Below are 25,799 nucleotides of genomic sequence, written 5' to 3' on the forward strand. Positions count from 1 at the left end.
CGATGTCCGTGTGGGTTCAAGGGCCGCGTCAGTCGCAGGGCAAGCCCCGCACGCGCAAGTTATCGACCAGGCATTGGAGCAGGTGTTCCAGATGCGGCAGGTGCAGCCCATGTCGGCGGGCTGCCTGGCAAGCATAGCCAAGCAGGTACTGCACCTCGGTACGCCGGCCAGCCCGTACATCCTGGTACATCGAAGCGTAGTTGGTGGCAGTGGCCAGGAGGACCCGTTGCACGTCCTGTTCAAGGTCCTGAGCGGCGTGCGGCTGGCCGCACTGACGCAACAGACGCTCGAGCTCAACGCACAGTGCCTGCACCTGATCGAGATGGCCCAGCAGGCCCCCGTTGCGGCATTGGTGCAGCACGGTCAGCGGGTTGATCGCGCAGTTGATGGCCAGCTTGCGCCAGAGCCGGCTGAGGATATCGGGGCTCCATTGGGCAGGGATACCCGCTGCTTGCAAATCCTCGAGCCACGGCGGTGGAGCAGGATTGCCCGGGTCCCCCAGCCAGTTGTACCCCTGCCCGGCGAAGCGCACCTGCCAGTCACGTTCCCGGTAGGCGCCCTCGGTGCTGGAGACGAAGATGCAGCGGGCCTGCGGCACCTGCCTGGCCACCTCGTCCTGACTACCCAGGCCGTTTTGCAACAACAGCACCTCGGCGCCGGGCACAAGACGGCTGGCCACGCTGGCCACTGCCGGCGCCGCGTCATAGGCCTTGCAGGCCACCAGCAGGCGGTGGATCGGCCCATCACTCTGGGCTGTCTCGGCCGGTATGGCGTAGTGGGCGGTCAGGTCCTGTTCCAGCAAGCCAAGGCTGCCCACTTGCTGGTAAGCCTGCAAACGCGTGCTGTCACGCATGATCAGGCGCACGGCCTTGCCGGCCCGCGCCAGACGACAGGCCCACAGGCTGCCCAGGCTTCCTGCGCCGAGAATGTGCCAGGTGCTGCTCATATGCGTTTCGCAACCGTTATAATGAGCCCGCATTTTAACCGTCAAACCCAGCGCGCTCCATCTTCAGTCCGAGCGCGCTTTTATTTTGGGAGAGTAACCATGCCTTCGTTCGACGTGGTATCGGAACTGGACAAGCACGAAGTGCAGAACGCGGTCGACAATGCCATCAAGGAGCTTGACCGCCGCTACGACCTCAAGGGCAAGGGCAGCTTCGAGTTCAAGGATAAAGAGCAGACCGTCATGCTCACGGCCGAGGAAGAGTTCCAGCTCGAGGCGATGATCGAAATCCTGCGCCTGGCCCTGGTCAAGCGCAAGATCGACGTCAAGTGCCTGGAAACCAAGGACCCCTATCCGTCCGGCAAGGAGAAAAAGCAGGAGGCCAAGTTCCGCGAGGGCATCGACAAGGACCTGGCCAAGAAGATCGTCGCCACCATCAAGGATGGCAAGCTCAAGGTCCAGGCCGCCATCCAGGGCGAGCAGGTACGGGTCACTGGCAAGAAGCGCGATGATCTGCAGGAAGCCATCGCCTTGCTCCGTACCAAGGAATTTGACATGCCGCTGCAGTTCAACAACTTCCGCGACTGATCCGGGCCGCCGGAACCCCCGTGCACTCACGGCTGTCCATGGGGGCCTGGCCGCTGAAATGCAGGCGGCCTGACGTATTGTGCAATCGCCGTTCGGCATCAGGAGATGAATATGGATTTGAGTGCTGAAGTCGATCAGCTGGTCCGCCAATCCGAAACCTGGATTCCCATGATCATGGCGTACGGCAGCCGCCTGCTGCTGGCGCTGGTGACCCTCGCCATCGGCTGGTGGGTGACCAACATCGTCAGCGACCGGCTGGCAAGGCTCGTGGGCCTGAAAGTCCACGACCCGGCGCTGCAGAACTTCATCCGCACGCTGGCAAACATCGTGTTGAAGATCCTGCTGGCCATCAGCGTGGCCTCGATGATCGGTATCGAGACGACCTCCTTCGTGGCGGCCATCGGTGGTGCTACCCTGGCCATCGGCCTGGCGTTGCAAGGCAGCCTGGCGAACTTCGCAGGCGGCGTACTGATCCTGCTGTTCCGCCCGTTCCGCATCGGTGACTGGATCGAGGCGCAGGGCGTGAGCGGTACCGTGGACAGCATCCAGATTTTCCACACGGTGCTGCGTACCGGCGACAACAAGACCGTGATCCTGCCCAACGGCTCCCTGTCCAACGGGATCATCACCAACACCAACCGCCAACCCACCCGCAAGGTGGTGTTCGACGTGGGGGTGGACTACGAGGCTGACTTGCAGAAGGCGCGCAACGTCCTGCTGGAGCTGGCCCAGGACCCACGTGTGCTGGCCGACCCTGCCCCTGTGGCGGTGGTGTCTACCCTGGGTGACAGCTCGATCACCGTCTCGCTGCGTCTGTGGACCAAGACCTCGGACTACTGGGACGTGATCTTCATGCTCAACGAGCAGGCACGTGACCGCTTGAAGGCGGAAGGGATCGACATTCCGTTCCCGCAGCGGGTCATTCGCGTGGTGCAGGAAACGGCCGCGCAGTAAGGCCTCAGCACAGGCTGGCATCGATCGAGCCCGCCCTCCGGGTTCAGCAGCGTCCTTCACAGGGCCTGCTGGGCGCGCAGGGCGGGCTTCGTTGCTCAAGGGGATCTATTCGCGCGCTTACACTTGCTCACAGTCAGTCATCGGGATTTCTGGCATATAGCCTCGTCCCACCGTCATCTTCGTAAACCATCATGAAACCACTGCTGTACATCACCCCGCTGCGGGCCTTGTTGTTTGGCCTGACACTCGCGCTGTTCGAGCTGCTGACCTACCTGGCCAGCGACGCCGTCATGCCGGCGATGCCCGTTGTGGTGGGCGAGCTCAAGGCCGGCCCCGAATACATTCCCCACGCGCTCAATCTCTACCTGCTCGGGGGTGTCTTGCTGCAATGGCTGATCGGGCCGTTGGCCGATCGCTACGGCCGCCGACCGCTGCTGCTCACCGGTTGCGCATTCTTCGGCCTGGCGTGCCTGGGCACCTTCTGGGTCCATGACATTGGCCTGTTCAACCTGCTGCGTCTGCTGCAAGGCATCGGACTGGGTTTTGTGGTCACGGTCAGTTATCCCGCACTCAACGAGGCATTCAGCGAGGCGGATGCTGTGCGCATGATGGCCTTGCTGGCCAATATCGCCTTGCTGTCGCCACTGCTGGGGCCTTTGGTGGGGACGCTGATGCTGCAATGGCTGGACTGGCGCTGGTTGTTCGTGGCGTTTGCCATTGGCGCTGTGGTTGCCTGGTTGCTGCTGTATCGGTTGATGCCCGAAACCTTGGGTGTGGAGCGGCGCGACGGCTCGCGCCTGGCCTTCACCCCGATCCACCTGTTGCCGTTGCTGGCCGGGTACGGGCAGCTGCTGTCGAACCGGCGTTTCGTCGCCGGCAGCGCCGCCCTGGGCCTGGTTGGTCTGCCGTTGATCGGCTGGATTGGCCTGTCCCCGGTGCTGCTCATCCACGATGAAGGGCTAAGCACGCTCGCCTATGCCCTGTGGCAGTTGCCGGTGTTTGGTGGGCTGATTCTGGGCAACCTGATCATCAACCACATTGCCGACCGTCATCCGCTGCCGACGTTGGTGCGCGGTGCGCTGTGGCCTTATGTGGCAGGGCTCTGCCTGATGGTGGTGGCAACCTGGGTATGGCCGAGCGTTATCAGCCTGGTGGCAGGTCTGTCGCTCTACGCACTGGGCCTGGGTATCGCCAATGCCGTGCTCTATCGCATGACATTGTTCGCAAGCACTCAAAGCAAAGGCCTGGTCTCGGCCATGCTCGGCATGATCACCATCGCGCTGCTGGGATTAGGCGGGGCCTTGCTGGCCATGATCGGTGCCGGGGCGAGCCTTTTGCACTTTGCCGTGGCGGCCAGTGTGGCAGGGGGGCTGGCCCTGTGGCCGCTGTGGTCGCTGTTGAGGGCGCGCAGTGCCCAAGCGGCTGTGATGCCTTAGGCGGTACACATGCCTTGCCCTTGCAAGGCAGGCTGTTCAGGGCTGCTCGGAGGCCGGGGCAGGTGGGCTGGCCGACTGGCCGGGCGTGCTGTCCTGGCGCCACTGCAAGGCGATCAGGATCAAGGTCGGCACGCCAAGCAGCGCGGTGATCAGGAAGAAATCGTGGTACCCGAACTTCTCCACCATGACGCCGGAATAGCCACCGATCAAGCGTGGCAGCAGCAACATGATCGAGCTCAGTAGCGCATACTGGGTGGCCGAGAACTTGAGGTTGGTCAGGCTCGACAAGTAGGCGACAAAGGCTGAAGTCGCCATGCCGGAGCTGAAGTTGTCCAGCGAAATGGTCACCACCAGCATTTCCAGATTCGGGCCCATGTCCGCCAGCATCAGGAACAGAATGTTGGTGCCGGCTGACGCCACGCCACCGATGAACAGAATGGGCATGATGCCGAAGCGCACGATGAGCAGGCCGCCCACGCCGGCGCCCACCAAGGTCATGATCAGGCCGAAAATCTTGCTGACACTGGCGATCTGGTCCTTGGTAAAGCCCATGTCGATGTAGAACACGTTGGCCATGACGCCCATTACCGTGTCGGACATGCGGTAGGTGGCGATCAGCCCGAGTAGCAGCAGGGCTTGCCAGCGGTAGCGCACGATGAAGTCATTGATGGGCGTGAGCACCGGCGCAAGGCCGCGGCGGCCAAGGCTCGACAGGCAAGCCCAGGACAGCAGCACGTACAGGATCAAGCGCAGGAAGGCGCGGTCCTCGAGCAGCAGGTCCAGGGGCGTGGCGTCGCCCGAGATCACGCTCGACCAGCCTGTATTGAACATCTGCGTGAAGCTGGCCGGCACCGACACCAGCAGGATGATGAGCACGAACACCGAGGCCAACTGGTGGGCCAACCCGTAGCGGGCTGCCGAAAGCTGGGTGCGCAGGGGCACGGGTGGCTCGCGCATGACCAGGGTCGTGAAGAGGGCCGGAAGCATCATGACTGCGAACATCACATAGGTGCCGGCCCACGCCTTGTGCAGGTAGCTGAACCCGGTGGAGCCAAACCATTCGGCAAAGAACAGCGCGCCGGCGGTGGCGAGCAGGGCGGCGACGCGATAACCGGCCATGTAGCTGGCGGCCAGGGCCGCCTGGCGCTGGTCATCGGCGATCTCCAGGCGGTAGGCATCCACGGCGATATCCTGGGTGGCCGAGGCAAAGGCCACCAGGACGGCCAGGGCGATCAGCCACGAAAGGTGCTGTTGCGGGTCGCACAGGCTCATGCCGACCAGGCCCACCACGACCAGTGCCTGGGACAGCAGCAGCCAGGAACGGCGACGCCCCATGCCGCCCAGAAGCGGTAAACGCCATTGGTCCAGCAGCGGCGACCACACCCATTTGAAGGCATAGGCCAGGCCGATAAGGCTGGCATAGCCGATGGTTTCCCTGGCTACGCCGGCTTCGCGCAACCATACGGAGAGGGTCGAGAACACCAGCATGTAAGGCAGGCCGGCCGCGAAGCCGAGCAGCAAAAGCACCAGGGTTGACGGGCTGGCATAGGCAGCGAGCGCAGCGCGCCAGGTTTTACGGGGCATGGACCAACATCTGCCTCAAGTTTCCAGGACAAAGCGCGCACTCTAACCGCAGTGCTCCATCGGGCGCCAGCCATGGCGCGTCATATCCACGCGATTGTTGGCCACGTGCACGCCTTCGGCACGCAAACGGGCCCGTTGCTCATCGCCCGATGGCGTACCTGAAGGCAGGCTCAGGCGACCGCCTGCGCCCAGCACCCGATGCCAAGGCAAACGCGTGCCCTCAGGCAACTGAGACAGCGTGCGGCCCACCCACCGGGCGGCCTTGCCAAGCCCGGCAAGCGCTGCCAGTTGGCCATAGCTCACCACGCGCCCGACAGGTACCTGGCCGAGCACTGAATACAATGCCGCCCGTCGGCCCTCTGCAGTTTCCAAGGTATGCTCCATCGCGTCGAACACCAGGCCCTCCCTGGGGTGTACATGAAACCTGACCAACGGCCGGCAAATGAGAGTGGAACTCATCGGCGCGTGGCAGGTCTTTGCTTGCTCTTGCCGGTTGCATCTGGATAATGCCCGGTTTTCTCGCCAAATCGAACCTGTAGCCCGCTTATGTCCTTCAAATTACTGCTCTCACTGCTCGCCGCCTCCTGCTGCGTCTCCTCGGCGTTCGCCGATACTGTCTGGATGAAAAATGGTGACCGCCTGAGCGGCAAGATCAAGGTCTTCGACGGCGGCAAGCTGCTGCTCGAAACGCCTTACGGCGGTTCGATCGCCTTGGACTGGAAACAGGTGAAGACCCTTGAAAGCGACCAGGAGCTGCTGGTCAAGCAGGATGCCTACTCCGGCGAGAAGGCCAAGTCGCTCCAGGCTGCCGAGGCAGGCAAAGTGACCCTGGCCAACGGCGAGGCACCCAAGACGGTGGACCTGGCGAGCATCGAGCAGATCATGAAGCCCAAGCCGGTGGTCGAGGACCTGGTCTGGAAAGGCAATGTCGATGTGGCGCTGGACTACAAGCGGGCCGAGAACGACACCGACGACTACGACGTCAGTTTCAAGACCACTGCACGCCATGGGCGCTGGCGTCATAACGCCGAAGGCGAGTACAACCGCGAGACCAAGGACGATGTCACCACCACCGACAACTGGAGCGCCGAGTATGCGCTGGACCGCTTCCTGACCGAGAAATGGTTCTGGCAGGGGCGTGCCGAGTACAAGCGTGACCGTATCGAAGACCTCGCCCGCCAGCGCACGGTGGGTACTGGCCCTGGCTACCAGTTCTGGGACGACGAGCTGGGTGCCTTCTCGCTGGGCTCGCTGATCAACCGTACCGACTTCGAGTACCAGGACGGTGACAAGGACAACTTCTATTCCGCCGCCGTGAAGTGGGACTACACCCGCTACCTGATCGGCAAGAAGGTGCAGCTGTTCACTAACGGCGAGCTGGCAAAGCCCCTGGGCAATGTCGCCGACTATTCCCTGGACGCCGAAGTGGGCCTGCGCTACAAGGTCACCGACTGGGCGTCGCTGAACCTCAAGGCCGAGAAGGACATCATCAGTGGCACCCGCGAGAGCGACCTGGACAAGACCCGCTACACTGCAGGCTTTGGCGTTACCTGGTAAGCCGTCGGGGTTAAGCTGGGCGATTGGAGTCAGGCCTGCCCTTGTCGGTCTTGTGCCTGCCATCACCGCCTGCTGCCTGCAGGGTATCATCGAGGGGTTTCGAAGTGAGTGAGAACGCCGTCCGTCCTGCCCGGGAATTGTTGCTCAAGGAATACCGGGGGGGCTTGTCGACCCATTCCAAGTCCATGCCTGGTTTCCCGTTCGGTTCGGTCGTGCCCTATTGCCTCGATGCAGAGGGCAGGCCGCTCATCCTGATCAGCCGTATCGCCCAGCACACGCATAACCTGCACAAGGACGCCAAGTGTTCGCTGCTGGTGGGCGAGCGTGAGGCGCAGGACGTGCAGGCGGTCGGGCGACTGACCGTCATGGCCGAGGCGAGCAAGCTGCAGGACCCGGCCAGCATCGAGGCAGCGGCCCTGCGCTATTACCGCTACTTCCCGGACGCGGCCGACTACCACCAGGCTCACGACTTCGATTTCTGGGTGCTTGAGCCGGTACGGCATCGCTACATCGGTGGCTTCGGTGCCATCCACTGGCTCGACAAGGTGACCTTGGCCAATCCGTTCGCCGGCAAGGTCGAGAGCGGCATGATCGAGCACATGAACAGCGACCATGCCGTGGCCATCGCGCACTATGTGCAGCTTGCCCAGCTTCCCAGCCACGTGCCTGCGCAGTTGGTCGGTATCGACAGCGAAGGGATGCACCTGCGCATCGGCCAGGCGATCCACTGGTTGGCATTTCCGACTCATTGCAATACGCCGACACAAGTGCGCGAAGCCTTGGTTTTTCTGGCCCGCGCCGACCGCTGGCCGGCTTCGAGCGAAATACCTGCTTGAAAAGCGGAGCACACGCATCCATTTGTAGGTCTTACTGCAAGGGTGTCTTGCGACGAGGAATGCTTTGATGCGTGTTTTTCTACTGCTGCTTCTGCTGTTTCCAGTGCTGGAGCTGTTCGTCTTCGTGAAAGTCAGCGGGGCCATCGGGTTCTTCCCCGCATTGCTGCTGATTATCGCCGGCTCCGCCCTCGGGGTCTTGGTCATGCGAGTCGCCGGGTTGGCCACGGCCCTGCGTGCGCGTGAAAGCCTGCAACGCGGTGAGCTGCCTGCCGAGGACATGTTCCATGGCATGATGCTGGCGGTCGGCGGCGGGCTGCTGATGATCCCCGGTTTCATCAGCGACGTGCTCGGCCTGCTGTGCCTGTTGCCCTTCACCCGCCGTCTGGCGGCTCGCAAGATGCGCGAGCGTGCCCAGGCCCAGGCGACCCGCCAGCGAGCGTTTCAGGATGACCCTTTGCAGGGCCAGCCCCCGCGTGACGGGGGCCATCGGCCCAATGTGATCGAAGGCGAGTACGAGCGCCGCGATCAGTGAGAACAGGGCCGCCAAGCGGCCCTTTTTCATGCCTGGGCAAAAAAAATTCCCTGCCAAGCCTTGTAATCGATTCGGACGGCCTCATGTAGTGGTCACCGCAAGGTTTCTGGTGGTGACACCAGACATGACTCAGGCCGTTTGCTCGTTGCGAGCGGCCTTCCGGCAACGCCGGACAGCATCAACCCGCCGGTGTCGACACCGGCCGATGAAAACCACAATTTGGGAGAGATCGACAATGAAGCTTCGTCCTCTGCATGACCGCGTCGTCATCCGTCGCAGCGAAGAAGAATCGAAAACCGCTGGCGGTATCGTCCTGCCAGGTTCGGCCGCTGAAAAACCAAACCGCGGCGAAGTCGTCGCCGTCGGCACTGGCCGCGTCCTGGACAACGGCGAAGTACGTGCACTGGCCGTGAAAGTGGGTGACAAAGTGGTTTTCGGCCCGTACTCGGGTAGCAACACCGTGAAAGTCGACGGCGAAGACCTGCTGGTCATGGCCGAAAACGAAATCCTGGCCGTTGTTGAAGGCTGATTTCCACCGACTTCCCGTTACTCCAAAGATTTATCAAGGATTAAACGATCATGGCTGCTAAAGACGTAAAATTCGGCGATTCCGCTCGCAAGAAAATGCTGGTTGGTGTCAACGTTCTGGCTGACGCGGTAAAAGCGACCCTGGGCCCGAAAGGCCGTAACGTGGTACTGGCCAAGAGCTTCGGCGCGCCGACCATCACCAAGGACGGCGTTTCCGTCGCCAAGGAAATCGAGCTCAAGGACGCCTTCGAGAACATGGGCGCCCAGCTGGTCAAGGAAGTCGCTTCCAAGGCCAACGATGCAGCCGGTGACGGCACCACCACCGCGACCGTGCTGGCTCAGTCGATCGTCAACGAAGGCCTGAAGGCCGTCGCTGCCGGCATGAACCCGATGGACCTCAAGCGCGGCATCGACAAGGCGACCTCCGCCATCGTTGCCGAGCTGAAGAACCTGTCCAAGCCATGCGCCGATTCCAAGGCCATTGCCCAGGTCGGTACCATTTCCGCCAACTCCGACAGCTCCATCGGTGAAATCATCGCCGAAGCCATGGAGAAGGTCGGCAAGGAAGGCGTCATCACCGTCGAGGAAGGTTCGGGCCTGGAAAACGAGCTGTCGGTCGTCGAAGGCATGCAGTTCGACCGCGGCTACCTGTCCCCGTACTTCGTCAACAAGCCAGACACCATGGTTGCCGAGCTGGACAGCCCGCTGCTGCTGCTGGTCGACAAGAAGATCTCCAACATCCGTGAGCTGCTGCCAGTACTGGAAGCCGTTGCCAAGGCCGGCCGCCCGCTGCTGATCGTTGCTGAAGACGTCGAAGGCGAAGCCCTGGCTACCCTGGTCGTCAACAACATGCGCGGCATCGTCAAGGTTGCAGCAGTCAAGGCACCAGGCTTCGGCGACCGTCGCAAGGCCATGCTGCAGGACATCGCAGTCCTGACTGGCGGCCAGGTCATCTCCGAAGAAATCGGCCTGTCCCTGGAAACCGCTACCCTGGAACACCTGGGCAACGCCAAGCGCGTTACCCTGTCCAAGGAAAACACCATCATCATCGACGGCGCTGGCGCTGAAGACGATATCCAGGGTCGCGTCAAGCAGATCCGTGCTCAGATCGAAGAAACCTCTTCGGACTACGACCGTGAGAAGCTGCAAGAGCGTCTGGCCAAGCTGGCCGGCGGTGTTGCCGTCATCAAGGTCGGTGCTGGCACCGAAGTCGAAATGAAAGAGAAGAAAGCCCGCGTCGAAGACGCACTGCACGCTACCCGTGCAGCGGTCGAGGAAGGCGTGGTGCCTGGCGGTGGTGTTGCCCTGGTGCGCGCCCTGTCTGCAATCGTTGACCTCAAAGGTGACAACGAAGACCAGAACGTCGGTATCTCGCTGCTGCGCCGTGCGGTCGAATCCCCGCTGCGTCAGATCACTGCCAACGCCGGCGACGAGCCAAGCGTTGTGGCCGACAAGGTCAAGCAGGGTTCGGGCAACTACGGCTACAACGCTGCGACCGGCGAGTACGGCGACATGATCGAAATGGGTATCCTGGACCCAGCCAAGGTTACCCGTTCGGCACTGCAAGCTGCTGCTTCGATCGGCGGTCTGATGATCACCACCGAAGCCATGGTTGCTGACCTGCCGGAAGACAAGCCAGCAGGCGGCGGCATGCCTGACATGGGCGGCATGGGTGGCATGGGCGGCATGATGTAAGCCAGCCTTACCCTCGCTATACCCCTAAGCCCCGGCTCGCAAGAGCCGGGGCTTTTTCGTTCAGGGCTCGGCACTCGACCGGGGGGCACTGACTCAGGCAGGGTTGGGCTCGGCGGCTGGCCTGTCTGCTGCCCGTCTGCGGTACAGCACCAGGTAGTAGGCACCCAGGCCGATCAGCCAGCAGAACACGGCCGTCCACACGTTGTGGGACAAAAAGTGCGCCCCTTGCATCATCCTGCCCACCGACAGGACCGTACCGGCGATCAGGGCGACCGCAAATGCCACGCGCGCGAGGCGCGGTTTACGATCACGCAACGCGAAAAACAGCGCGAACAGGCAGAACCCCGTGGTCGCGTGACCGCCCGGCCAGCACAGGCCCGGCTTGTCGGTGGCAGGCCTTGGCTCGAGCAGCTTGCTGTAGGTTTCCGAGCCGCCGAACTGCGTGAGGCTCCAAGGGCACTGCACCTGCGTCAGTTTCTTAAGCGGTGTGACGAAGGCGGTGGACACCCCCAGTGCGAGCACCAGGCAGCCCAGTTCGCGGCGCCAGCTGTACAAACCCTTGACCAAGAAACTTGCCGCAAACACAGCCAGTGCCAGTACGCCCAACACGATTACGCCCTGCTTGACCCGGTCATGCAGGATGTTCTCCAGCAGGTAGCTATGGCGACCGATGAACTGCCCGGTGGCGGTATCGAAGAACAGGTTGGCTATGTCCATGTCCACCGACGTCCATTCGAGCGCCACCAGCCCAAGCATGATGGCCATTGGAATACCCAGGTACAGCCACAGGTTCAAGGGGCGAGGGCAATTTGATTGCTGCATGGCGGCTCCAGGGCGCGAGAAGGTCGCGCATTGTCAGGCCGCTTCTATGCTGTGTCCGTGAAGGTTCGGTGAAAAAAACGTCAAGCCGCCTGAATTCATCCAAAGGCTGGCACCCCGCAGGCTTAGGCCTTAAGCTGCGCCTGCCGCGCATCACCGCGAGCAGCGTCGCACAGGAGAAATTCATGCGCATCCTCTTGGTTGAAGACAACCGCGATATTCTGGCCAACCTTGCCGATTACCTCGGCATGAAGGGCTATACCGTCGACTGTGCCCAGGATGGGTTGTCGGGCCTGCACCTGGCAGCGACCGAGCACTATGACCTGATCGTGCTCGACATCATGTTGCCGGGCATCGATGGCTATACGCTGTGCAAGCGCCTGCGCGAAGACGCACGCCGCGACACGCCGGTGATCATGCTCACCGCCCGCGATCAGCTGGACGATCGGCTGCAAGGCTTCCGTTCCGGCGCCGATGACTACCTGCTCAAGCCCTTCGCCCTGTCCGAGCTGTCTGCGCGTATCGAAGCCGTGCTGCGCAGGGCGCAGGGTGGTGGACGTCGCACGCTGCAGGTTGCAGACCTGAGCTACGACCTCGACACACTCGAGGTCAGCCGGCAAGGCCGCCTGCTCAAGCTCAACCCGGTCGGCCTGAAACTGCTGGCGGTGCTCATGCAGAAGAGCCCGCACGTGTTGCGGCGCGAAGTGCTCGAAGAAGCCCTGTGGGGCGATGACTGCCCCGACAGCGACAGCCTGCGCAGCCATGTACACCAGTTGCGCCAGGTGATCGACAAACCCTTTGAAAAACCCCTGCTGCATACCGTCCATGGCGTCGGCTATCGCCTCGCCGAGGGCCGCGATGGAGTTTAAACAGAGCCTTGCCCAGCGCATCATCATTGCCTTTGCGTTGATGAGCGCGCTGGTGGCGGGGGCTTTCGCCGTGGGTATCGTTTCTACCGTGCACCTGGTGGAAGAACGCCTGATTTCGTCGGTGCTCGGCGGTGACTTGCAGCGTCTGTTGCGCATGGACAGCGTCAGCGACTGGAGTCACCGTCCGCGACCGGACCAACTGTTCTACTTCAGTGGCGGGCGGGACGACTTCGAGTTGCCAAAGGACCTGCGCCATCTGGACCGGGGTTTCCACGAGGTCTTTCGCGATCAGCTTTCGTATCACGCCATGGTGGAGATCGTGGACGGTCGTCGCTACGTGCTGTTGCAGGATCAAAGCGACTTCGAGGAGCGAGAACGGCTGCTGTTCGCGGTGGTGGTCGTAGGGTTCGTATTGAGCCTGGTGCTCGCCGTGATTCTGGGCTGGTTGGTGGCGCGTCGGGTGATGGCGCCGGTCATCCGCCTGGCGCGCCAAGTGCGCCATCGCGATCAGCTGTTGGGGTTGGCGCCACCATTGGCGCCTGATTACGCCGCCGACGAGGTCGGGCAGTTGGCAGTGGCCTTCGACGACACCCTGGGCCGTCTGCGCGATGCCTTGACGCGCGAGCGCCTGTTCACAAGCGACGTCAGCCACGAGTTGCGTACGCCGCTGATGGTGCTGGCCACCTCGTGCGAGCTGCTCATGGAAAACCCGGCACTGGACGCGCGCTCGCGCAGTCAGGTCGAACGGGTAGCCCGCGCCACCGAGGAAATGCGCGAGCTGGTAAAAACCTTCCTCATGCTGGCCCGGGCCCAAAGAGACGAAGGCGCTGTGGCTTCGCGGGCAACCCTGCGCGAGGTGGGGGACGAATTGATCGGGGTATGGCGCGACACCATCGAACAAAAGGGGCTGACGCTGCATTACGAAGGCCGTGGTAACGCAGGTCCGGTCTTGTACAACGCCACCTTCCTGCAATCGGTCATGGGCAACTTGCTGCGTAATGCTGCCCATTACACCGACAGCGGTTACATTCGTCTGACCCTGCAAGCCACGCATTTCACCGTGGAAGACAGCGGGGTAGGCATCCCGGAGGAGCAGCGCGAAGCCATGTTCAAGCCCTTCGTGCGGGGGGATGAGCGCCGAGGTGAAGGGCTTGGCCTGGGCTTGTCGTTGGTCCAGCGCATTTGCGATGACCAGGGCTGGCAGGTCACCCTGACCTCGACCCACCCCCATGGCTGCCGTTTCCAAGTGGACCTCAGCAGCACCGTAGCCAAGGGCGAGCTGAACACACTTTCGTAATAGCCTGTAAGAAATATCCTATTGAAGAACGCTTTTTTCACAAGGCCATAACCTGATTCCAACGCTTGGCTGCTTAGTCTGGCCGCCATTGGAATCAGGAGATGCCCGATGCGTAGCCCCATCAACCTCGAGTTTTCCCGTAAATACGACAAGGCCCATGCCCAACAGTATTTTTTGAAGCACCAGGCTGGCCTGGCCAGGCGCCTTTCCCATAAGCGCGATGAACAGTTGGCTCGACGGGCCCTGATGCTGGCGGGCGAGCCGGGCCTGGTCCTGGACCTGCCCTGCGGGGCGGGTCGCTTCTGGCCACTGCTGGCGGAAAAAGCCAACCGCGTGATCATCGGAGCAGACAATTCTGCCGACATGATCGAGACGGCATGCGCGGCCCAACCACCGGAAATCGTGGCCCGGGTACGACCTTTGCAGACCTCGGCCTTTGCCATCGAATTGCCGGACAACGCGGTGGACAGCATCTTTTGCATGCGTCTGTTTCACCATATTGGCGAAGCGGCGCACAGAAAAGCGATTCTCAATGAGTTTCATCGGGTTAGCCGAGACAGCGTGATTGTGTCGTTGTGGGTGGATGGCAATTTCAAAGCCTGGCGGCGCAGGAAGCTCGAGCGGCGTCGCGGCGCCGAGCATGGGCCGGAAAGTTACCAGAACCGTTTTGTGTTACCCACCGAAACGGTTGAGGCGGAATTCGCTGCCGCGGGTTTCAGAATCCAGGAGCGTCTCGACTTCCTGCCGTTTTATGCCATGTGGCGTGTGTATGTATTGCGCAAGGGTTGAGGCGCATTGACGGCTCTCGAGGGCAGCGCCCTTTGCGTGATCACCCATGTGACAGGTGCCGCCATTCGTCGTTCAAGCGTGCAAAGGGGCGTAGGTTGCACTACGTTGATGAGGTAGCGTTTGGCAGCGCTGTCAAAGGGTTAGGGCAATGAAACTAGAAATAGCTCGAACTTTGTTCCTGGTTGGGGGCCTGGCGCTCACTACCGTTGCGGTGGCAGCGTGGGAACAACCAAAAACAGTGGTGTTCAGCCAATCGGAGCTGGCTGAACAATGTGCACTGCCGCGCGAGGTAAAGCCGCAGCAGCAGGCCAAGGTGCAGCCTGATCATGACCTGCTGCTGTTCCTGTTCGGCATGCGCCAGGGCCTGCGGCCGTTCGGCTAAGCCGCAGGACATGGCCTGACGCACATTTCAGATTAGGTGCAGGTGATTGTCCCAGAAGCCTGAAGGCAGGTTCAGGGGCTGGCCGACGAGCTGGTGCTTGCGGCAATCATAGAACCGGCAACGGCCTTGGCCAGATGTCACGACGAACCCGTCCTTCACCGCACCAACCCCGGCACAGTCGGGCATGGGCGCATCCAGACGAACGGCGCCGCTGTCCAGGTCCCAGACGAACAGGCGGTTAGCCCGTGGTGCTGTCAAGGCCACCAGACGCAGTTCGTCGTGAATGGCCACGCTGGCGGTGTACTGGGCCATGGCCTGTAGCTGGTGTTGCGCAACGGGGAAAGCCTGGAAAGGCTGGCCCGGCCGTTTGATCGCCAGTAGCTCGGCAGTATCCGAGGCATCCCCCATGAACTGCTGGCACGCGGCAATGGTGCCGTCGCGTGCTACCGCCAGGTGACGAACACTGTTCATCTGCTGGGCCAGGGTTTCCTTGCTCAACAAGGTGCCGTCGCGCTGCATCAGCACCAGGCTCGGCTCCATGGCATCAAGGTTCATTTCCACCCGGCTTTCGGCTTCGGTACGGATGCCACCGTTGGCGACTACCAGCGTTTCGCCGTCCGGCAGCCAGGCGACTTCGTGCGGACCAATGCCGTGGGTGCTGAGCTCGCCTGTGCGCACCAGGCGCTCGTCGTCGAAACGGTAGACCCCCAGCACGCCACGGCCAGGGTCACGGGTATCGTTTTCGGTGGTGTATAGCCACTGGCCGTCCTTGTGGAGCACGGCATGACCATAGAAATGCCGGTCGGGCGGCGATACCACCGTCTGCAACACCTTGCCGTCGCGCAGATCGACCAGGTAGCTTTCGGTCCCCGGGCGGCGAGCCACGAACAGGGCGACAGGCCGGTCGGGGTGATCGATGATGGCATGGCAACGCTGGGTGACCTGGGTGCTGAACACCTGGGCGCCGTCCAGGCGATAGCCCACGGCGTAGTGCTTGCCGTCGGCGTCGTCGCGTGCCGAGAGCAGCAAGGGCTCGCTACTTTTGTTGCGCAGAAGCGTCCAGCCGCCCAAGGTAAGGGCACTGAGCACAACGCTACCGAGTTTCAGGGCCTGGCGTCGCAGCATGATCAGTCACCGTCGTTGGCGTTGAAACCCAACTGAATGTTAAGTGCCTTGGCCAACTCACCTTCATGCAGGCGGTGTACCACGTTGAGGCTGTCGTAGATCTGGTTGAGGGTCTGCTGGCCTGCATCGTCGGCCAGCAGCTCGCCCAGGGTTTTCTGATTGTCGGCCAGCAACTTCAACGATGTGGCGTAGGCATCGTCTATCTTTTGCGCAAGCGCCTTCTGATCGCTAGGCAGCAGCCCGCGCAGCCCTTGATTGTCCACACCCACCCAGACCGCCTGGGCCGCCTTGAGGCTGGCCTGGAGGCTGTTCATGGAGTTGTGGCTACGCCAGGCTTCAGCCTGCAGCGGCTGTGGGATGCCTTTGCTTTGCCGCCCCATGGGCGCACCCAGCTTCTTCTTCAGCGAGTCCAAAGCGGTCACCTGTGCGCGCAGCAGGTCGGCGATGGCCTCGTGCGAATCGGCGTAGCGCTGATTGGGGAACTTGGTCATCTGCGAGAGCATGCCATCAGTGCTGTTCCAGCCCTTGAGAATTTCCTCGGCCAGCCCCTTCTGGTGCTCGGCGATGGCCACCAGCATCGGGCAGTATCGCGCCTTCTGCTCGGCCGTGGCGATGTCCGGCTTGCTGTCGAACAGGATGTACTCATAGGCCGACAAGCCGCGGACGACAACGCTGGCCTTGGCCAGGGAAGCCGCATCGACAGGCTTGTCCGCATTGACCAATTGCTCGACCTGACGGCCGACCAGGTTCTTCTTGTCAGGCCAGAACTGTACCTGCCACGCACGGTTGCCTTCGGCCAGTGGACCCACCAGCAAGGGTTGCAGTTCGGCCCAGGCCTTTTGCGCATTGAGGAAATCGGCGCGCGCCTTTTCCAGGGTCTCCTTGCCTTCACAGAAAGCCAGGGCGCTGGCGGCCAGCATGCGGTCGGCTTCGACCCAGCGGCTGTAGGTGGGCAGGATCACCTGCTTGGCGATGGCCGCGGAGGTGACGGCCTGCGGATCCTGCGGCGAGCAGGCGCCAAGGGCCAGGGCAGCGAGGCTGGTAAACAACAGTTTGGGTCGGAACATGGCCGGCTCCTGTGCATGTTTAAAGTGAGTTCAGAAAAGCCAGCAGCGCAGCGCGCTGCTCGGCATCGAATGTAAGGACGAAATCGCGTGCTGCCTGGGCTTCGCCGCCGTGCCACAGCACCGCTTCGAGCAAGTTGCGCGCGCGTCCGTCATGCAGAAATTGCGAGTGACCGCTGACCGTTTCGCTCAGGCCGATTCCCCAGAGCGGGGCCGTGCGCCAGTCCTGGCCGTTGGCGGCAAATTCGGTTCGTTCATCGGCAAGGCCGGGCCCCATGTCATGCAGCAGCAGATCGGTATAGGGCCGGATGGTCTGACCGGCGAGCTCCGGCTCGGCGGCATCGCTGGCGGTGGTGAACTGAGGAATGTGACAACTCTGGCACCCGGCCTCGTGGAACAGGTTCTTGCCTGCAAGCACCTGGGGGTCAGACACATCCCGCCGGGCCGGTACTGCAAGGTTGCGTGTATAGAAGGTGACCAGGCGCAGGATGTTGTCACTGACTTCCTTTTCGCCTGCCACGCCGTCGCCATTGGGCGCTGCGCGGCATTCGACCTGCGCCTGGGTGCAGTCGTCGTTGGGCTGCAATGTCGTCGTCAGGCCCATGTCGCCGGCGAACGCATGCGCGTTCTGCTGATTCACGTTGGGCTGGCCCGCTTTCCACCCAAAGCGGCCAACAACTGAACGTCCCTGAGCGTCGTCCCATACGCGGTTGGCGCGCCCACGAATCCCGTCGCGATTGCGGTCGTCCGGGTCTTCGTTGGCCAGCAGGTCGGCCTCGGGGATCGCCTCGAGCAGGCCCAGGCCGATCATCGGTGGCGCCACGCGTGCCGAAAAGCGCGTGTCCGGGTGCATCGCCCCATAGCCCAGCTGAGTGATCTGCAACGCAGGCATGCGCAGCTCGACCTGATAGCCATCCTTGAACGAGACCGTCTGCGGGGTGTAGGTCATGCGCACCTTGCCTTCAGGCACTACGCCAGGAATGGCCATGTCCTGAAGCTGGGTGCCGTACACAGGTTCCGGTACCACCCCGAGCCGTTCGATGACCTTGGCCAGGTAGGGCTGGTCAGGTATCGACAGGCGCACGAGCATGCCAACTGCATTGCTGGCATCTGTTGCGGGGGGGTGGCCACGCCCGTCGCGCACATGGCAGTTCTGGCAGGCGTTGGTATTGAACAAGGGGCCCAGGCCGTCGCGCGCCGTTGTGGTAGAGGGGGCGATGACCCACGGGTTGCGAAAGAAACTGTTGCCCACGGCAAAGTCCAGGCGCCGCTCAGGGGAGAGATTGGCAGCGGGCTGCGAATACGCATTGCGGTCACTGCGCAACACGGTCGTCTTGCCACCTGACAGCGCTTCGCCCGGCTCGGCCTGGGTGAAACGCGGAGCGTCATCACAGGCAGCGAGGGCAAAGACCAGCAGCAGAGGGGCAAGTCGGGACAGCGGCAGGGACATGCAGAATCCTGGGCCTGAACGTAAAAACCGGCGTGCAAGCTTATCAGGCCCAGGATCATTGAATAAGAGCAATTTGCGTTTGCTGGATGAAATCGTCTTGGCAGGTGCTTATGCCATGAAGAGTTTGAACTGGCGATTGACCAGGCTGACGATGAGGTTCTTGCTACCGCCTTCATGATTATCGCCCGGGACCTCCATCACTTCTTCGCTGGTGTATTCCATGGACGAGGCGGTCAGGTATTTCACTACATCCTTGTGGGCGGGCTGCCAGTAATCCTGAAAAACCCAGATGTTGGTCTCTGCACCTGGCCCCAGAATCAAGCGCAGCGCCTTGTAGTTCTCTTTGGATTTACCGATCCAAGGTACCGCGAGCGAGCCGTTCCAGGCGTGCTGGGCGCCAATTGCCAGGCTTTGGCTACGGCTCTCTCCGTCAACCAAAGTCAGGGTATAAGGCGTGTTGTTGGCAATGGAACGCAGGTAGGTGACGCTGGCCATGGTGTATCTCCTTTATGGATGAGTACTCGGACGTGGCAAGGGGGCGCTCGGGGCGCGGTATACGTAGGCCGCGAGCAAGGTGATTTCATTGAAGGGCGGTTCGAGGGTGGCTGGATCGAAGCGACCCAAGGGTTGCAGGCCATACTCGTGAGCCACGGCTTCGAACAGTCGTCGGTCGCTTTCGTTGGGGTCGTACAGGTAGACCTTGCCTGACCCTGCCAATACACGGCACATTTCCTCGGCCACCGTGTGGGTGATCGGCGCGCCCATGAGGGTGACATGCGGGACGGAGTGATCGTCGATCGGGAACTTGGGCGCGTCGTACTCATACACCAGGATCAAGTTGGGAATCGGCCCGCCAGCAAATGGGCCGTTGGAGATGCGCTGCCCTGCTTTGTTGAGGTTATAGGCGTTGTGAAATCCTGTGATCAGGTTCGCGCCTTCAGCGCGCTGCACGATCCGGCCCTCTCCCCAGACATCGAGAATCTGCAGCATTGGCTGCCTCCCTGTTGGCGATTGAATGATGCGTACAGGGTGGTCGATCATCGGCCTGCCAGGCAGCGGGAAGCGCTGCCGCAGACATGAAAACGCCCGGCTCTAGGCCGGGCGTCGGGTGCTGCACAAGGGTGGGATCAGAACTCGTGGTCGGCTGTGTCAGGGTTCAGGTTGTCGATACCCAGTTTGCCGGCTGCCTGTTCGATGGCACCGGTCTGCTTGACCAGGGCTGCAATCGCATCACGCACGATCTGATTGCCGGCGGTGTTGTCGGCAGCGATCAGTTGGTCGTAGTGCTCGCCTTTGAGGGCGTGATCGACGATCACCTGGATCTTCGCTTCGGTGGCTTCCAGGTCTGCGCGCAAGGTCGCATCGGCGGCAGGGTCGGCCTTGGCCACCAGTGACGACAGGCTAGGCCCGGTCAGCTTGGTGCCATCGGGGCGGGTGTACTCGCCCAGATAGACGTTGCGAATGCCCTTGGCATCGTAGAAATGCGAGTAGTGAGTATTGTCGCTGAAGCAGTCGTGTTCGTCCTCGGGCGAGTTCGCCTCCAGGGACACCTTCATGCGCTCACCGGCCAGCTCACCGAGCGACAGGCTGCCCATGCCGAACAGCATCTTGCGCAAGCCGTCGGTGGCAGGCTCGGCTTCGAGCTTGGCGCGATAGTTGTCGGTCACGTTCGGCGCCCAGTTGGCAACCATCTCGTCGAGATCGGCGACCAGCAGGTCGGTGACGGCCTTGAGGTAGGCACGGCGGCGGTCGTTGTGACCACCCGTGGCACCCTGGCCTTCGAGGTAGTCCGACGCCGGACGGTTACCCGCACCTGGGCCGGTACCGTTCAGGTCCTGGCCCCATAGCAGGAATTCGATGGCGTGGTAGCCGGTGGCGACGTTGGCTTCGGAGCCGCCCAACTCGTTGAGGCTGGCCAGCTTCTCCGGGGTGATGTCCTTGACGTCGATCTTCTCTTCGCCCACCTGGATCTCGGTGTTGGCGATGATATTGGCACTGGCTGCCGGGTTGCCCAGGGCGTGCTCATAGCTGGTGTCGACGTAGTCGATCAGGCCTTCGTCCAGGGGCCAGGCGTTCACCTGGCCTTCCCAGTCGTCGATGATGGTGTTGCCGAAGCGGAACACTTCGCTTTGCAGGTATGGCACGCGCGCAGCGACCCAGGCGTCCCTGGCGGCCTTGAGCGTCTGATCGTTGGGCGTGGCGAGGAATGCGTCCACGGCGCTCTGCAGGGTTTTGGCGGTGCTCAGCGAGTCGCTGTACACGGCATGGACCATCTCGGCGTAGTGCTTGACCACGGCCTTGGCAGCGGCTTCGTCGACAGCCCCCGGCGTTGCTGCAGGGGTGCTGGCGGCAGCGGGCGCCTGGGCTTGCGGCGCGGCGGTCTTGTCGTCCTTGCCTTCACCGCAACCGGCGAGAGCGATGGCAATGGCCAGCAGACTGGCAGAGGCCAGGGGCGTTCGAATCATTGTTGGTTTCCTGCGTCGTGTGGTTGGACCATGGATGAACCGTGCGCGATGGCACGTTGAACCGACACATCATGCGAAAGATTTGCATTTGCTGTAAAGGGTCCAGCCTGCGATTCATGTAAAAGCAGGTCACGACGTGTCATCTGTGCACTCAGAGCACGGAAACCTGATTGCGCTGGGCCTGCCTGAGGAAGCTGGTCAGTTCCCGGGCCGACAACGGTTTGCTGTAGTGGTAGCCCTGGCCCTCGTGACAACCTTGGGCAATGATGTAGGCTTCCTGTTCGGCGGTTTCCACGCCTTCGGCAATGACCTGCATGCCCAGGCTTTTGCCCAACTGGATGATGGCGCGCACAATGGTCGCGTCATCGTCGTCATCGAGCAGGTCCTGCACGAAGCTCTTGTCGATCTTGATCTTGTCCAGGGGCAAGGACTTGAGGTAGCTCAATGACGAGTACCCGGTCCCGAAGTCGTCGATGGCGATCAGGGCGCCCGAGCGGCGCAGGCTCAGCAGGTGTTGGGCCGCGGTGCTGATGTCCTCCATCAGGCCAGTCTCGGTCACCTCCAGTTCCAGGCTGCGCGGGGGCAGGCGATAGGCCTGGAGCAAATTGTTCACCACCCGCGGCAGTTCGCTGTGGTGAAGTTGGACGGTGGACAGGTTGACCGCCATGCGCAGTTCGCTGAAGCCCAGGTCGTGCCATTCGCGCAATTGCCGGCAGGCCTGGTCGAGCACCCACTCGCCGATCCCGATGATGCTGCCGTTCTGTTCGGCCAGCGGTATGAACTGATCGGGCGGCACCATGCCCAGTTCCGGATGCTGCCAGCGCAACAGCGCCTCGACCCCTACAACGCGATGATCGCGATAGCTGATCTGGGGTTGATACACCAGGTACAGCTGGTTGCGTGGCAGGGCCTCGCGCAGGTCCTTTTCCAGCTCACGGCGCCGACGCATCTCGGTGTCCACGCTCGCGATATAGAACTGGTAGCGATTGCGTGAGCGCGCCTTGGCCAGGGTCATGGTCTGCTCGGCTTTTTGCAGGAGTTTTTCGGTGCTGTCGCCGTCTTCCGGGAACAGGGTGATGCCAATGGTTGCGCGCAGCCGGATCTGCTGGTGGTGGTCCAGGTCGAAGGGCACTTCCAGGTCATCCAGGATGCTTTGCGCAAGCTCTGCCGCTTCGTAGGGCTGTTCGATGTTGGCCTGCACCAGCGCGAACTGGTCGCCCCCCAGCCGCGCCAGCGCGCCCAGTCGACCGCTGTGGGCCCTCAGACGATCGGCCAAGGCCAGCAGCAACTGGTCGCCTACCTGGTAGGTGAACTGCTCGTTGATGCCCTTGAAATCATCCAGGCCTACGCATAGCACGGCCACCCGGTGTTGCAGGCGCCCACCGTCCACCAGAATCTTGTCCAGTTGCTGCTGCAGTTGCTGGCGATTGGGCAGGCCGGTGAGGAAATCGTACTGGGCCATGCGCTGCAGACTGTTCTCGGCCTCATGGCGCAGATGGGTATTGCGCTCGATCGATGCCAGCAACTGGTTGGCGGTGTTCACCCAAAGGCCGAGCTCGTTCTTCTCATGGCCTTTGATCAGTGGGATCTGATGCTGGCTGGGGCGATCCGGATTGATCTGGGTGAGGTGTTCGATGATTTTGGAGAGTGGCTTGGTCAACAGCCAGTGGTAGACCAGGTACAGCACCAGCCCCATGGCAAGCGCTCGAAGCACGCCGGAGATGAAGATGATCACGGCATTGATCAGAAAGTCTTCGCCATAGGCCGCCGTATCGAGGGTGATGTTGAGGTCGCCGTAATATTCACTGTAGGGCCCCCGGCCTACCAGCTGCGTGGAGTAGCTACGCTCCTGGCCAAGAATCAGGTCGGTGAGCCAACGCAGGGGCATGTCCTGCAAGGGTCGGGACTTTTCTGCCAGCATCGTCTCGTTGGGGTGGCCGATGGAGGCCATTCGAACCGACTCGTCCTGAAACAGGCCTTCCATGACCTGCATGCCCATTTCTCGGTCCAGGCTGTAGACCGCCTGTGTGGAAGGATCGCGGAACATGTCGAGAATACGCTGGGCGTCATTGTTGACGGCCTGGCGTGTCTTGTAGGTGTCATAGACGATTTGCGCACAGCTGAGCACGACGCCGACCGCTAGCGCCGCCAGGAGCACGACCCTTAGCAACTTGACCGACAAGCTGTTACGCAATTCCAGCTTCAAGGGAGGTTCCTTAATCCATGCAAATGACATTATTTTGCCATCAATCACGACCTTTCACTACGGGAGGGTCATTAGCAGTGTATCGGTTGAAGCCCTGGGTAACTTGAGTGGGCCTCGTCAAGAAACCGGAAGTTTGATGTTAGCGCGCTATGCACACTGAGCAAGTGCCACATCGCCGAACAGCAGGCATAAAAAAGCCCGGCACGTGCCGGGCTCTCAGAGCGTTACGAGGCTCAGGCCTTGAAGGTCTTGCCTTCGAACTGCTCGGCCACGAAGGCCCAGTTGACGAGGTTCCAGAACGCCTCGACATACTTCGGACGCAGGTTGCGGTAGTCGATGTAATAGGCGTGTTCCCAGACATCGCAGGTCAACAGCGGGGTATCGCCGCTGGTCAGCGGGTTGCCGGCACCGATGGTGCTGGCCAGCGCCAGGGAACCATCAGTTTTCTTGACCAGCCAGCCCCAGCCGGAACCGAAGGTGCCGACGGACGTCTTGGTGAACTCTTCCTTGAACTTGTCGAAGGAACCGAAAGCGGTGTTGATGGCTTCTGCCAGGGCGCCGGTCGGCTGGCCGCCGCCGTTTGGCGACAGGCAGTTCCAGTAGAAGGTGTGGTTCCACACTTGAGCGGCGTTGTTGAAGATGCCGCCCGACGAAGAGTTGACGATCTCTTCGAGGGTCTTGCCTTCGAATTCGGTGCCCGGGACCAGGTTGTTCAGGTTCACGACATAGGTGTTGTGGTGCTTGTCGTGGTGATACTCCAGGGTTTCCTTGGAGATGTGCGGCTGCAGGGCATCGTGGGCGTAGGGCAGCGGCGGCAATTCAAAAGCCATGGTAGATCTCCTGATTCAGGTCTAGTTCGCGGTTTGCGCAGGGCCGATCACGGGCGGCCCTATGTGCGTCGGCGAGTTTGTACTCTTTGCGACGCAAGGGCTGGATCATAGCACCAAGCCTTGGCGCATAACCACGCAACAAACATAGGGATTAGAGGTTCCAGGCGCCTTGGCGGGCAGCGACCGGTGGCAGTCGTTTCCAGACCGGACAGGCAGGTAAGTCGCCCGTTGGCACCCACGAGCCCGTACGATCAGTTGAAGATCAGTTGCGCTGCCACGGCGAACATCATCACGGCCACCATCAGGTCCAGCAGTCGCCAGGTGCCTGGCCGTGCCAGCCAGGGCGCCAACCAGGCCGCCCCGATCGCCAGGGTCGAGAACCACAGCAGCGAAGCACTGGCAGCCCCGGCCACGTAGGCGCCCGGCGCCGTCTGCTGGGCCCCGAGCGAGCCGATCAGCAGCACGGTGTCGAGGTAAACGTGGGGGTTGAGCAAGGTGACCGCCAGGGCACTGAGCAGCACGGCGCGCCGTGAGCGCATGCCTTGGCCCTGCTGGTGCTGCAGGCTCTGGTCGGAAAAGACGCTGCGAAGCGCCTTGGCCCCGTACCAGATGAGGAACACCGCGCCCCCCCAGCGGGCAACGCTCAGCAGCGTCGGGTTATGGGCCAGGGCCGTGGCAAGGCCGAACACACCTGCGGCGACCAGCAGGGCATCACACAGGATGCACAGCGCTGCCACCGGCAAGTGATGCTCGCGGCGCAGGCTTTGCGCCAGGACGAATGCGTTCTGCGTGCCGATGGCCATGATCAGGCCCAGGGCGACCAGCAGGCCATTGAGATAACTCTGCCACATGGAAGACGACTCCTCGAAAGATGCTGGCCAGTGTGACAAGTTGCGGGTTATAAGAAAAATCAATAAAGCTCACTGGGCATTAGGAAAATCGATGTTCGACTACAAGTTGCTCGCGGCGCTTGCTGCTGTCGTCGAGCAAGGCGGTTTCGAGCGTGCCGCGCAGGTGCTGGGCCTGTCTCAATCGGCCGTGTCGCAGCGCATCAAGCTGCTGGAGGCGCGCGTGGGGCAGCCGGTACTGGTTCGCATCGCGCCGCCTGGCCCAACGGAGGTAGGCCGGCAGTTGCTCAACCATGTGCAGCAGGTACGCCTGCTTGAGCGCGACCTGCAGCGTCAGGTACCCGCGCTCGAAGACGGGGGCATGCCGGAGCGTCTGCGCATCGCGCTCAATGCCGATAGCCTGGCCACTTGGTGGGCCGGCGCCGTGGGGCAATTCTGCGCCGAGCACAAGGTGCTTACCGATTTGGTGGTCGAGGACCAGGAAGTGGGCCTCAAGCGCATGCGCGCCGGCGACGTGGCCGCCTGCCTGTGCGGCAGCGAACGCCCAGTGGCCGGCGCGCGCAGTCTGGCGCTGGGGGCGATGCGCTATCGGGCCTTGGCCAGCCCTGCCTTCATGAAGCAGCATTTTGCCCAGGGATTCGATGCCCGTCGCCTGGCCCGCACGCCCGCGATCGTCTACGGCCCCGACGATTTCCTGCAGCACCGCTACCTGGCCTCTTTGGGCATGCAGGACGGTTTTCTGCATCATTTATGCCCCTCATCCGAAGGCTTTTTGCGCATGACCGAAGCGGGGTTGGGCTGGGGGCTGGTGCCCGAGTTGCAGGCCCGCGAGCAACTGGCCAGCGGCCAATTGGTGGAAATCTGCAGCGATACCCCGATCGATGTACCGTTGTACTGGCATCATTGGCGTAACGGCGGGCAACTGCTGGCACAGCTGACCGACCACCTGCGCCACAGCGCCCGGCACTGGCTGGTGCCGTTGTAGCGCCTAAGGGCGTCAAA

At 62.0% G+C, this 25,799-nt stretch carries 26 protein-coding genes; 13 read left to right on the plus strand and 13 right to left on the minus strand.

The genetic code is table 11. The annotated features are described in order from the left end of the window. Positions 1–28: 28 nt before the first annotated feature. The gene (locus tag MOP87_RS03615; RefSeq protein WP_181073583.1) at positions 29–946 is read right to left on the minus strand and encodes a putative 2-dehydropantoate 2-reductase; all 918 of its coding nucleotides are present in this window, start codon (positions 944–946) and stop codon (positions 29–31) included. Positions 947–1,045: 99 nt separating this feature from the next. Between MOP87_RS03615 and MOP87_RS03620 the strand changes: the two genes are divergently transcribed. The 3 genes from MOP87_RS03620 (at position 1,046) to MOP87_RS03630 (ending at position 3,921) form a co-directional block, all read left to right on the plus strand. Next, complete coding sequence (locus tag MOP87_RS03620; protein ID WP_110607306.1) at positions 1,046–1,531, plus strand: YajQ family cyclic di-GMP-binding protein; 486 nt, start codon at positions 1,046–1,048, stop codon at positions 1,529–1,531. A gap of 111 nt (positions 1,532–1,642) precedes the next feature. Further along, complete coding sequence (locus MOP87_RS03625) at positions 1,643–2,485, plus strand: mechanosensitive ion channel family protein (protein ID WP_023534305.1); 843 nt, start codon at positions 1,643–1,645, stop codon at positions 2,483–2,485. Positions 2,486–2,676: 191 nt separating this feature from the next. Next, positions 2,677–3,921 carry an MFS transporter gene (locus MOP87_RS03630; RefSeq protein ID WP_049696494.1) on the plus strand — a complete coding sequence of 415 codons (1,245 nt, stop codon included), beginning with the start codon at positions 2,677–2,679 and terminating at the stop codon, positions 3,919–3,921. A gap of 36 nt (positions 3,922–3,957) precedes the next feature. Here MOP87_RS03630 and MOP87_RS03635 read toward each other — a convergent pair whose 3' ends face one another. Together MOP87_RS03635 and MOP87_RS03640 are read right to left on the minus strand one after the other, a co-directional pair. Continuing rightward, positions 3,958–5,505 carry an AmpG family muropeptide MFS transporter gene (locus MOP87_RS03635; protein ID WP_027914493.1) on the minus strand — a complete coding sequence of 516 codons (1,548 nt, stop codon included), beginning with the start codon at positions 5,503–5,505 and terminating at the stop codon, positions 3,958–3,960. Positions 5,506–5,547: 42 nt separating this feature from the next. Continuing rightward, a complete protein-coding gene (locus MOP87_RS03640; protein ID WP_242810528.1) occupies positions 5,548–5,889 on the minus strand; it encodes an MGMT family protein in 342 nt (113 codons plus the stop codon). A gap of 162 nt (positions 5,890–6,051) precedes the next feature. Here MOP87_RS03640 and MOP87_RS03645 point away from each other — a divergent pair, with 162 nt between their 5' ends. The 5 genes from MOP87_RS03645 to groL all read left to right on the plus strand — a co-directional run bounded on the left by MOP87_RS03645 (position 6,052) and on the right by groL (position 10,653). Next, positions 6,052–7,062: a DUF481 domain-containing protein gene (locus MOP87_RS03645; protein WP_027914495.1), complete on the plus strand. Its 1,011-nt coding sequence runs from the start codon at positions 6,052–6,054 to the stop codon at positions 7,060–7,062. Between the two features lie 104 nt (positions 7,063–7,166). After that, positions 7,167–7,898 (plus strand): DUF2470 domain-containing protein, encoded by a 732-nt coding sequence (locus tag MOP87_RS03650; protein WP_242810137.1) that lies wholly within the window; start codon positions 7,167–7,169, stop codon positions 7,896–7,898. 67 nt (positions 7,899–7,965) lie between these two features. Continuing rightward, positions 7,966–8,430, plus strand: coding sequence for an FxsA family protein (locus MOP87_RS03655; RefSeq protein ID WP_027914497.1), 465 nt, complete (start codon positions 7,966–7,968; stop codon positions 8,428–8,430). A gap of 235 nt (positions 8,431–8,665) precedes the next feature. Continuing rightward, positions 8,666–8,959, plus strand: coding sequence for a co-chaperone GroES (locus tag MOP87_RS03660; RefSeq protein WP_003251905.1), 294 nt, complete (start codon positions 8,666–8,668; stop codon positions 8,957–8,959). A 50-nt stretch (positions 8,960–9,009) separates the two neighbouring features. Next, the gene (groL, locus tag MOP87_RS03665) at positions 9,010–10,653 is read left to right on the plus strand and encodes a chaperonin GroEL (RefSeq protein WP_027914498.1); all 1,644 of its coding nucleotides are present in this window, start codon (positions 9,010–9,012) and stop codon (positions 10,651–10,653) included. Between the two features lie 93 nt (positions 10,654–10,746). Here groL and MOP87_RS03670 read toward each other — a convergent pair whose 3' ends face one another. Beyond that, the gene (locus MOP87_RS03670; protein ID WP_110607304.1) at positions 10,747–11,475 is read right to left on the minus strand and encodes a phosphatase PAP2 family protein; all 729 of its coding nucleotides are present in this window, start codon (positions 11,473–11,475) and stop codon (positions 10,747–10,749) included. 182 nt (positions 11,476–11,657) lie between these two features. Here MOP87_RS03670 and colR point away from each other — a divergent pair, with 182 nt between their 5' ends. From colR to MOP87_RS03690, 4 genes are all read left to right on the plus strand, one after another. Continuing rightward, positions 11,658–12,341, plus strand: a complete 684-nt coding sequence (colR, locus tag MOP87_RS03675; RefSeq protein WP_023534349.1) for a two-component system response regulator ColR — start codon at positions 11,658–11,660, stop codon at positions 12,339–12,341. After that, a complete protein-coding gene (locus MOP87_RS03680) occupies positions 12,331–13,638 on the plus strand; it encodes a HAMP domain-containing sensor histidine kinase (protein WP_027914500.1) in 1,308 nt (435 codons plus the stop codon). The genes colR and MOP87_RS03680 overlap by 11 nt, the downstream gene beginning before the upstream one ends. A 108-nt stretch (positions 13,639–13,746) precedes the next feature. Then, positions 13,747–14,427 carry a class I SAM-dependent methyltransferase gene (locus tag MOP87_RS03685; RefSeq protein ID WP_027914501.1) on the plus strand — a complete coding sequence of 227 codons (681 nt, stop codon included), beginning with the start codon at positions 13,747–13,749 and terminating at the stop codon, positions 14,425–14,427. A 148-nt stretch (positions 14,428–14,575) separates the two neighbouring features. Next, positions 14,576–14,809, plus strand: coding sequence for a hypothetical protein (locus MOP87_RS03690; protein WP_023534390.1), 234 nt, complete (start codon positions 14,576–14,578; stop codon positions 14,807–14,809). A gap of 27 nt (positions 14,810–14,836) precedes the next feature. Here the strand turns inward: MOP87_RS03690 and MOP87_RS03695 are convergent, their stop codons facing one another. The 9 genes from MOP87_RS03695 to MOP87_RS03735 form a co-directional block, all read right to left on the minus strand. After that, the gene (locus tag MOP87_RS03695) at positions 14,837–15,934 is read right to left on the minus strand and encodes a DUF1513 domain-containing protein (RefSeq protein ID WP_242810138.1); all 1,098 of its coding nucleotides are present in this window, start codon (positions 15,932–15,934) and stop codon (positions 14,837–14,839) included. 2 nt (positions 15,935–15,936) lie between these two features. Then, positions 15,937–17,001, minus strand: coding sequence for an imelysin family protein (locus MOP87_RS03700; RefSeq protein ID WP_027914503.1), 1,065 nt, complete (start codon positions 16,999–17,001; stop codon positions 15,937–15,939). A gap of 19 nt (positions 17,002–17,020) precedes the next feature. Further along, complete coding sequence (locus tag MOP87_RS03705; protein WP_027914504.1) at positions 17,021–18,448, minus strand: di-heme oxidoredictase family protein; 1,428 nt, start codon at positions 18,446–18,448, stop codon at positions 17,021–17,023. Positions 18,449–18,556: 108 nt separating this feature from the next. Further along, a complete protein-coding gene (locus tag MOP87_RS03710; protein WP_027914505.1) occupies positions 18,557–18,943 on the minus strand; it encodes a hypothetical protein in 387 nt (128 codons plus the stop codon). A 12-nt stretch (positions 18,944–18,955) separates the two neighbouring features. After that, entirely contained in the window at positions 18,956–19,438 is a 483-nt protein-coding gene (locus MOP87_RS03715) for a hypothetical protein (protein WP_027914506.1), read from the minus strand. Between the two features lie 137 nt (positions 19,439–19,575). Continuing rightward, the gene (locus MOP87_RS03720; RefSeq protein WP_027914507.1) at positions 19,576–20,913 is read right to left on the minus strand and encodes an imelysin family protein; all 1,338 of its coding nucleotides are present in this window, start codon (positions 20,911–20,913) and stop codon (positions 19,576–19,578) included. A 151-nt stretch (positions 20,914–21,064) separates the two neighbouring features. Continuing rightward, positions 21,065–23,119: a GGDEF domain-containing phosphodiesterase gene (locus MOP87_RS03725; RefSeq protein WP_059183299.1), complete on the minus strand. Its 2,055-nt coding sequence runs from the start codon at positions 23,117–23,119 to the stop codon at positions 21,065–21,067. A 233-nt stretch (positions 23,120–23,352) separates the two neighbouring features. Next, a complete protein-coding gene (locus MOP87_RS03730; RefSeq protein WP_110607299.1) occupies positions 23,353–23,949 on the minus strand; it encodes a Fe-Mn family superoxide dismutase in 597 nt (198 codons plus the stop codon). 251 nt (positions 23,950–24,200) lie between these two features. Then, entirely contained in the window at positions 24,201–24,800 is a 600-nt protein-coding gene (locus MOP87_RS03735) for a LysE/ArgO family amino acid transporter (RefSeq protein ID WP_027914510.1), read from the minus strand. 91 nt (positions 24,801–24,891) lie between these two features. Here MOP87_RS03735 and MOP87_RS03740 point away from each other — a divergent pair, with 91 nt between their 5' ends. Beyond that, a complete protein-coding gene (locus MOP87_RS03740; RefSeq protein ID WP_027914511.1) occupies positions 24,892–25,782 on the plus strand; it encodes a LysR family transcriptional regulator ArgP in 891 nt (296 codons plus the stop codon). Positions 25,783–25,799 lie beyond the last annotated feature (17 nt).

It is taken from the genome of Pseudomonas sp. I3-I5 (assembly GCF_022699445.1).
Taxonomy (GTDB): domain Bacteria; phylum Pseudomonadota; class Gammaproteobacteria; order Pseudomonadales; family Pseudomonadaceae; genus Aquipseudomonas; species Aquipseudomonas fulva.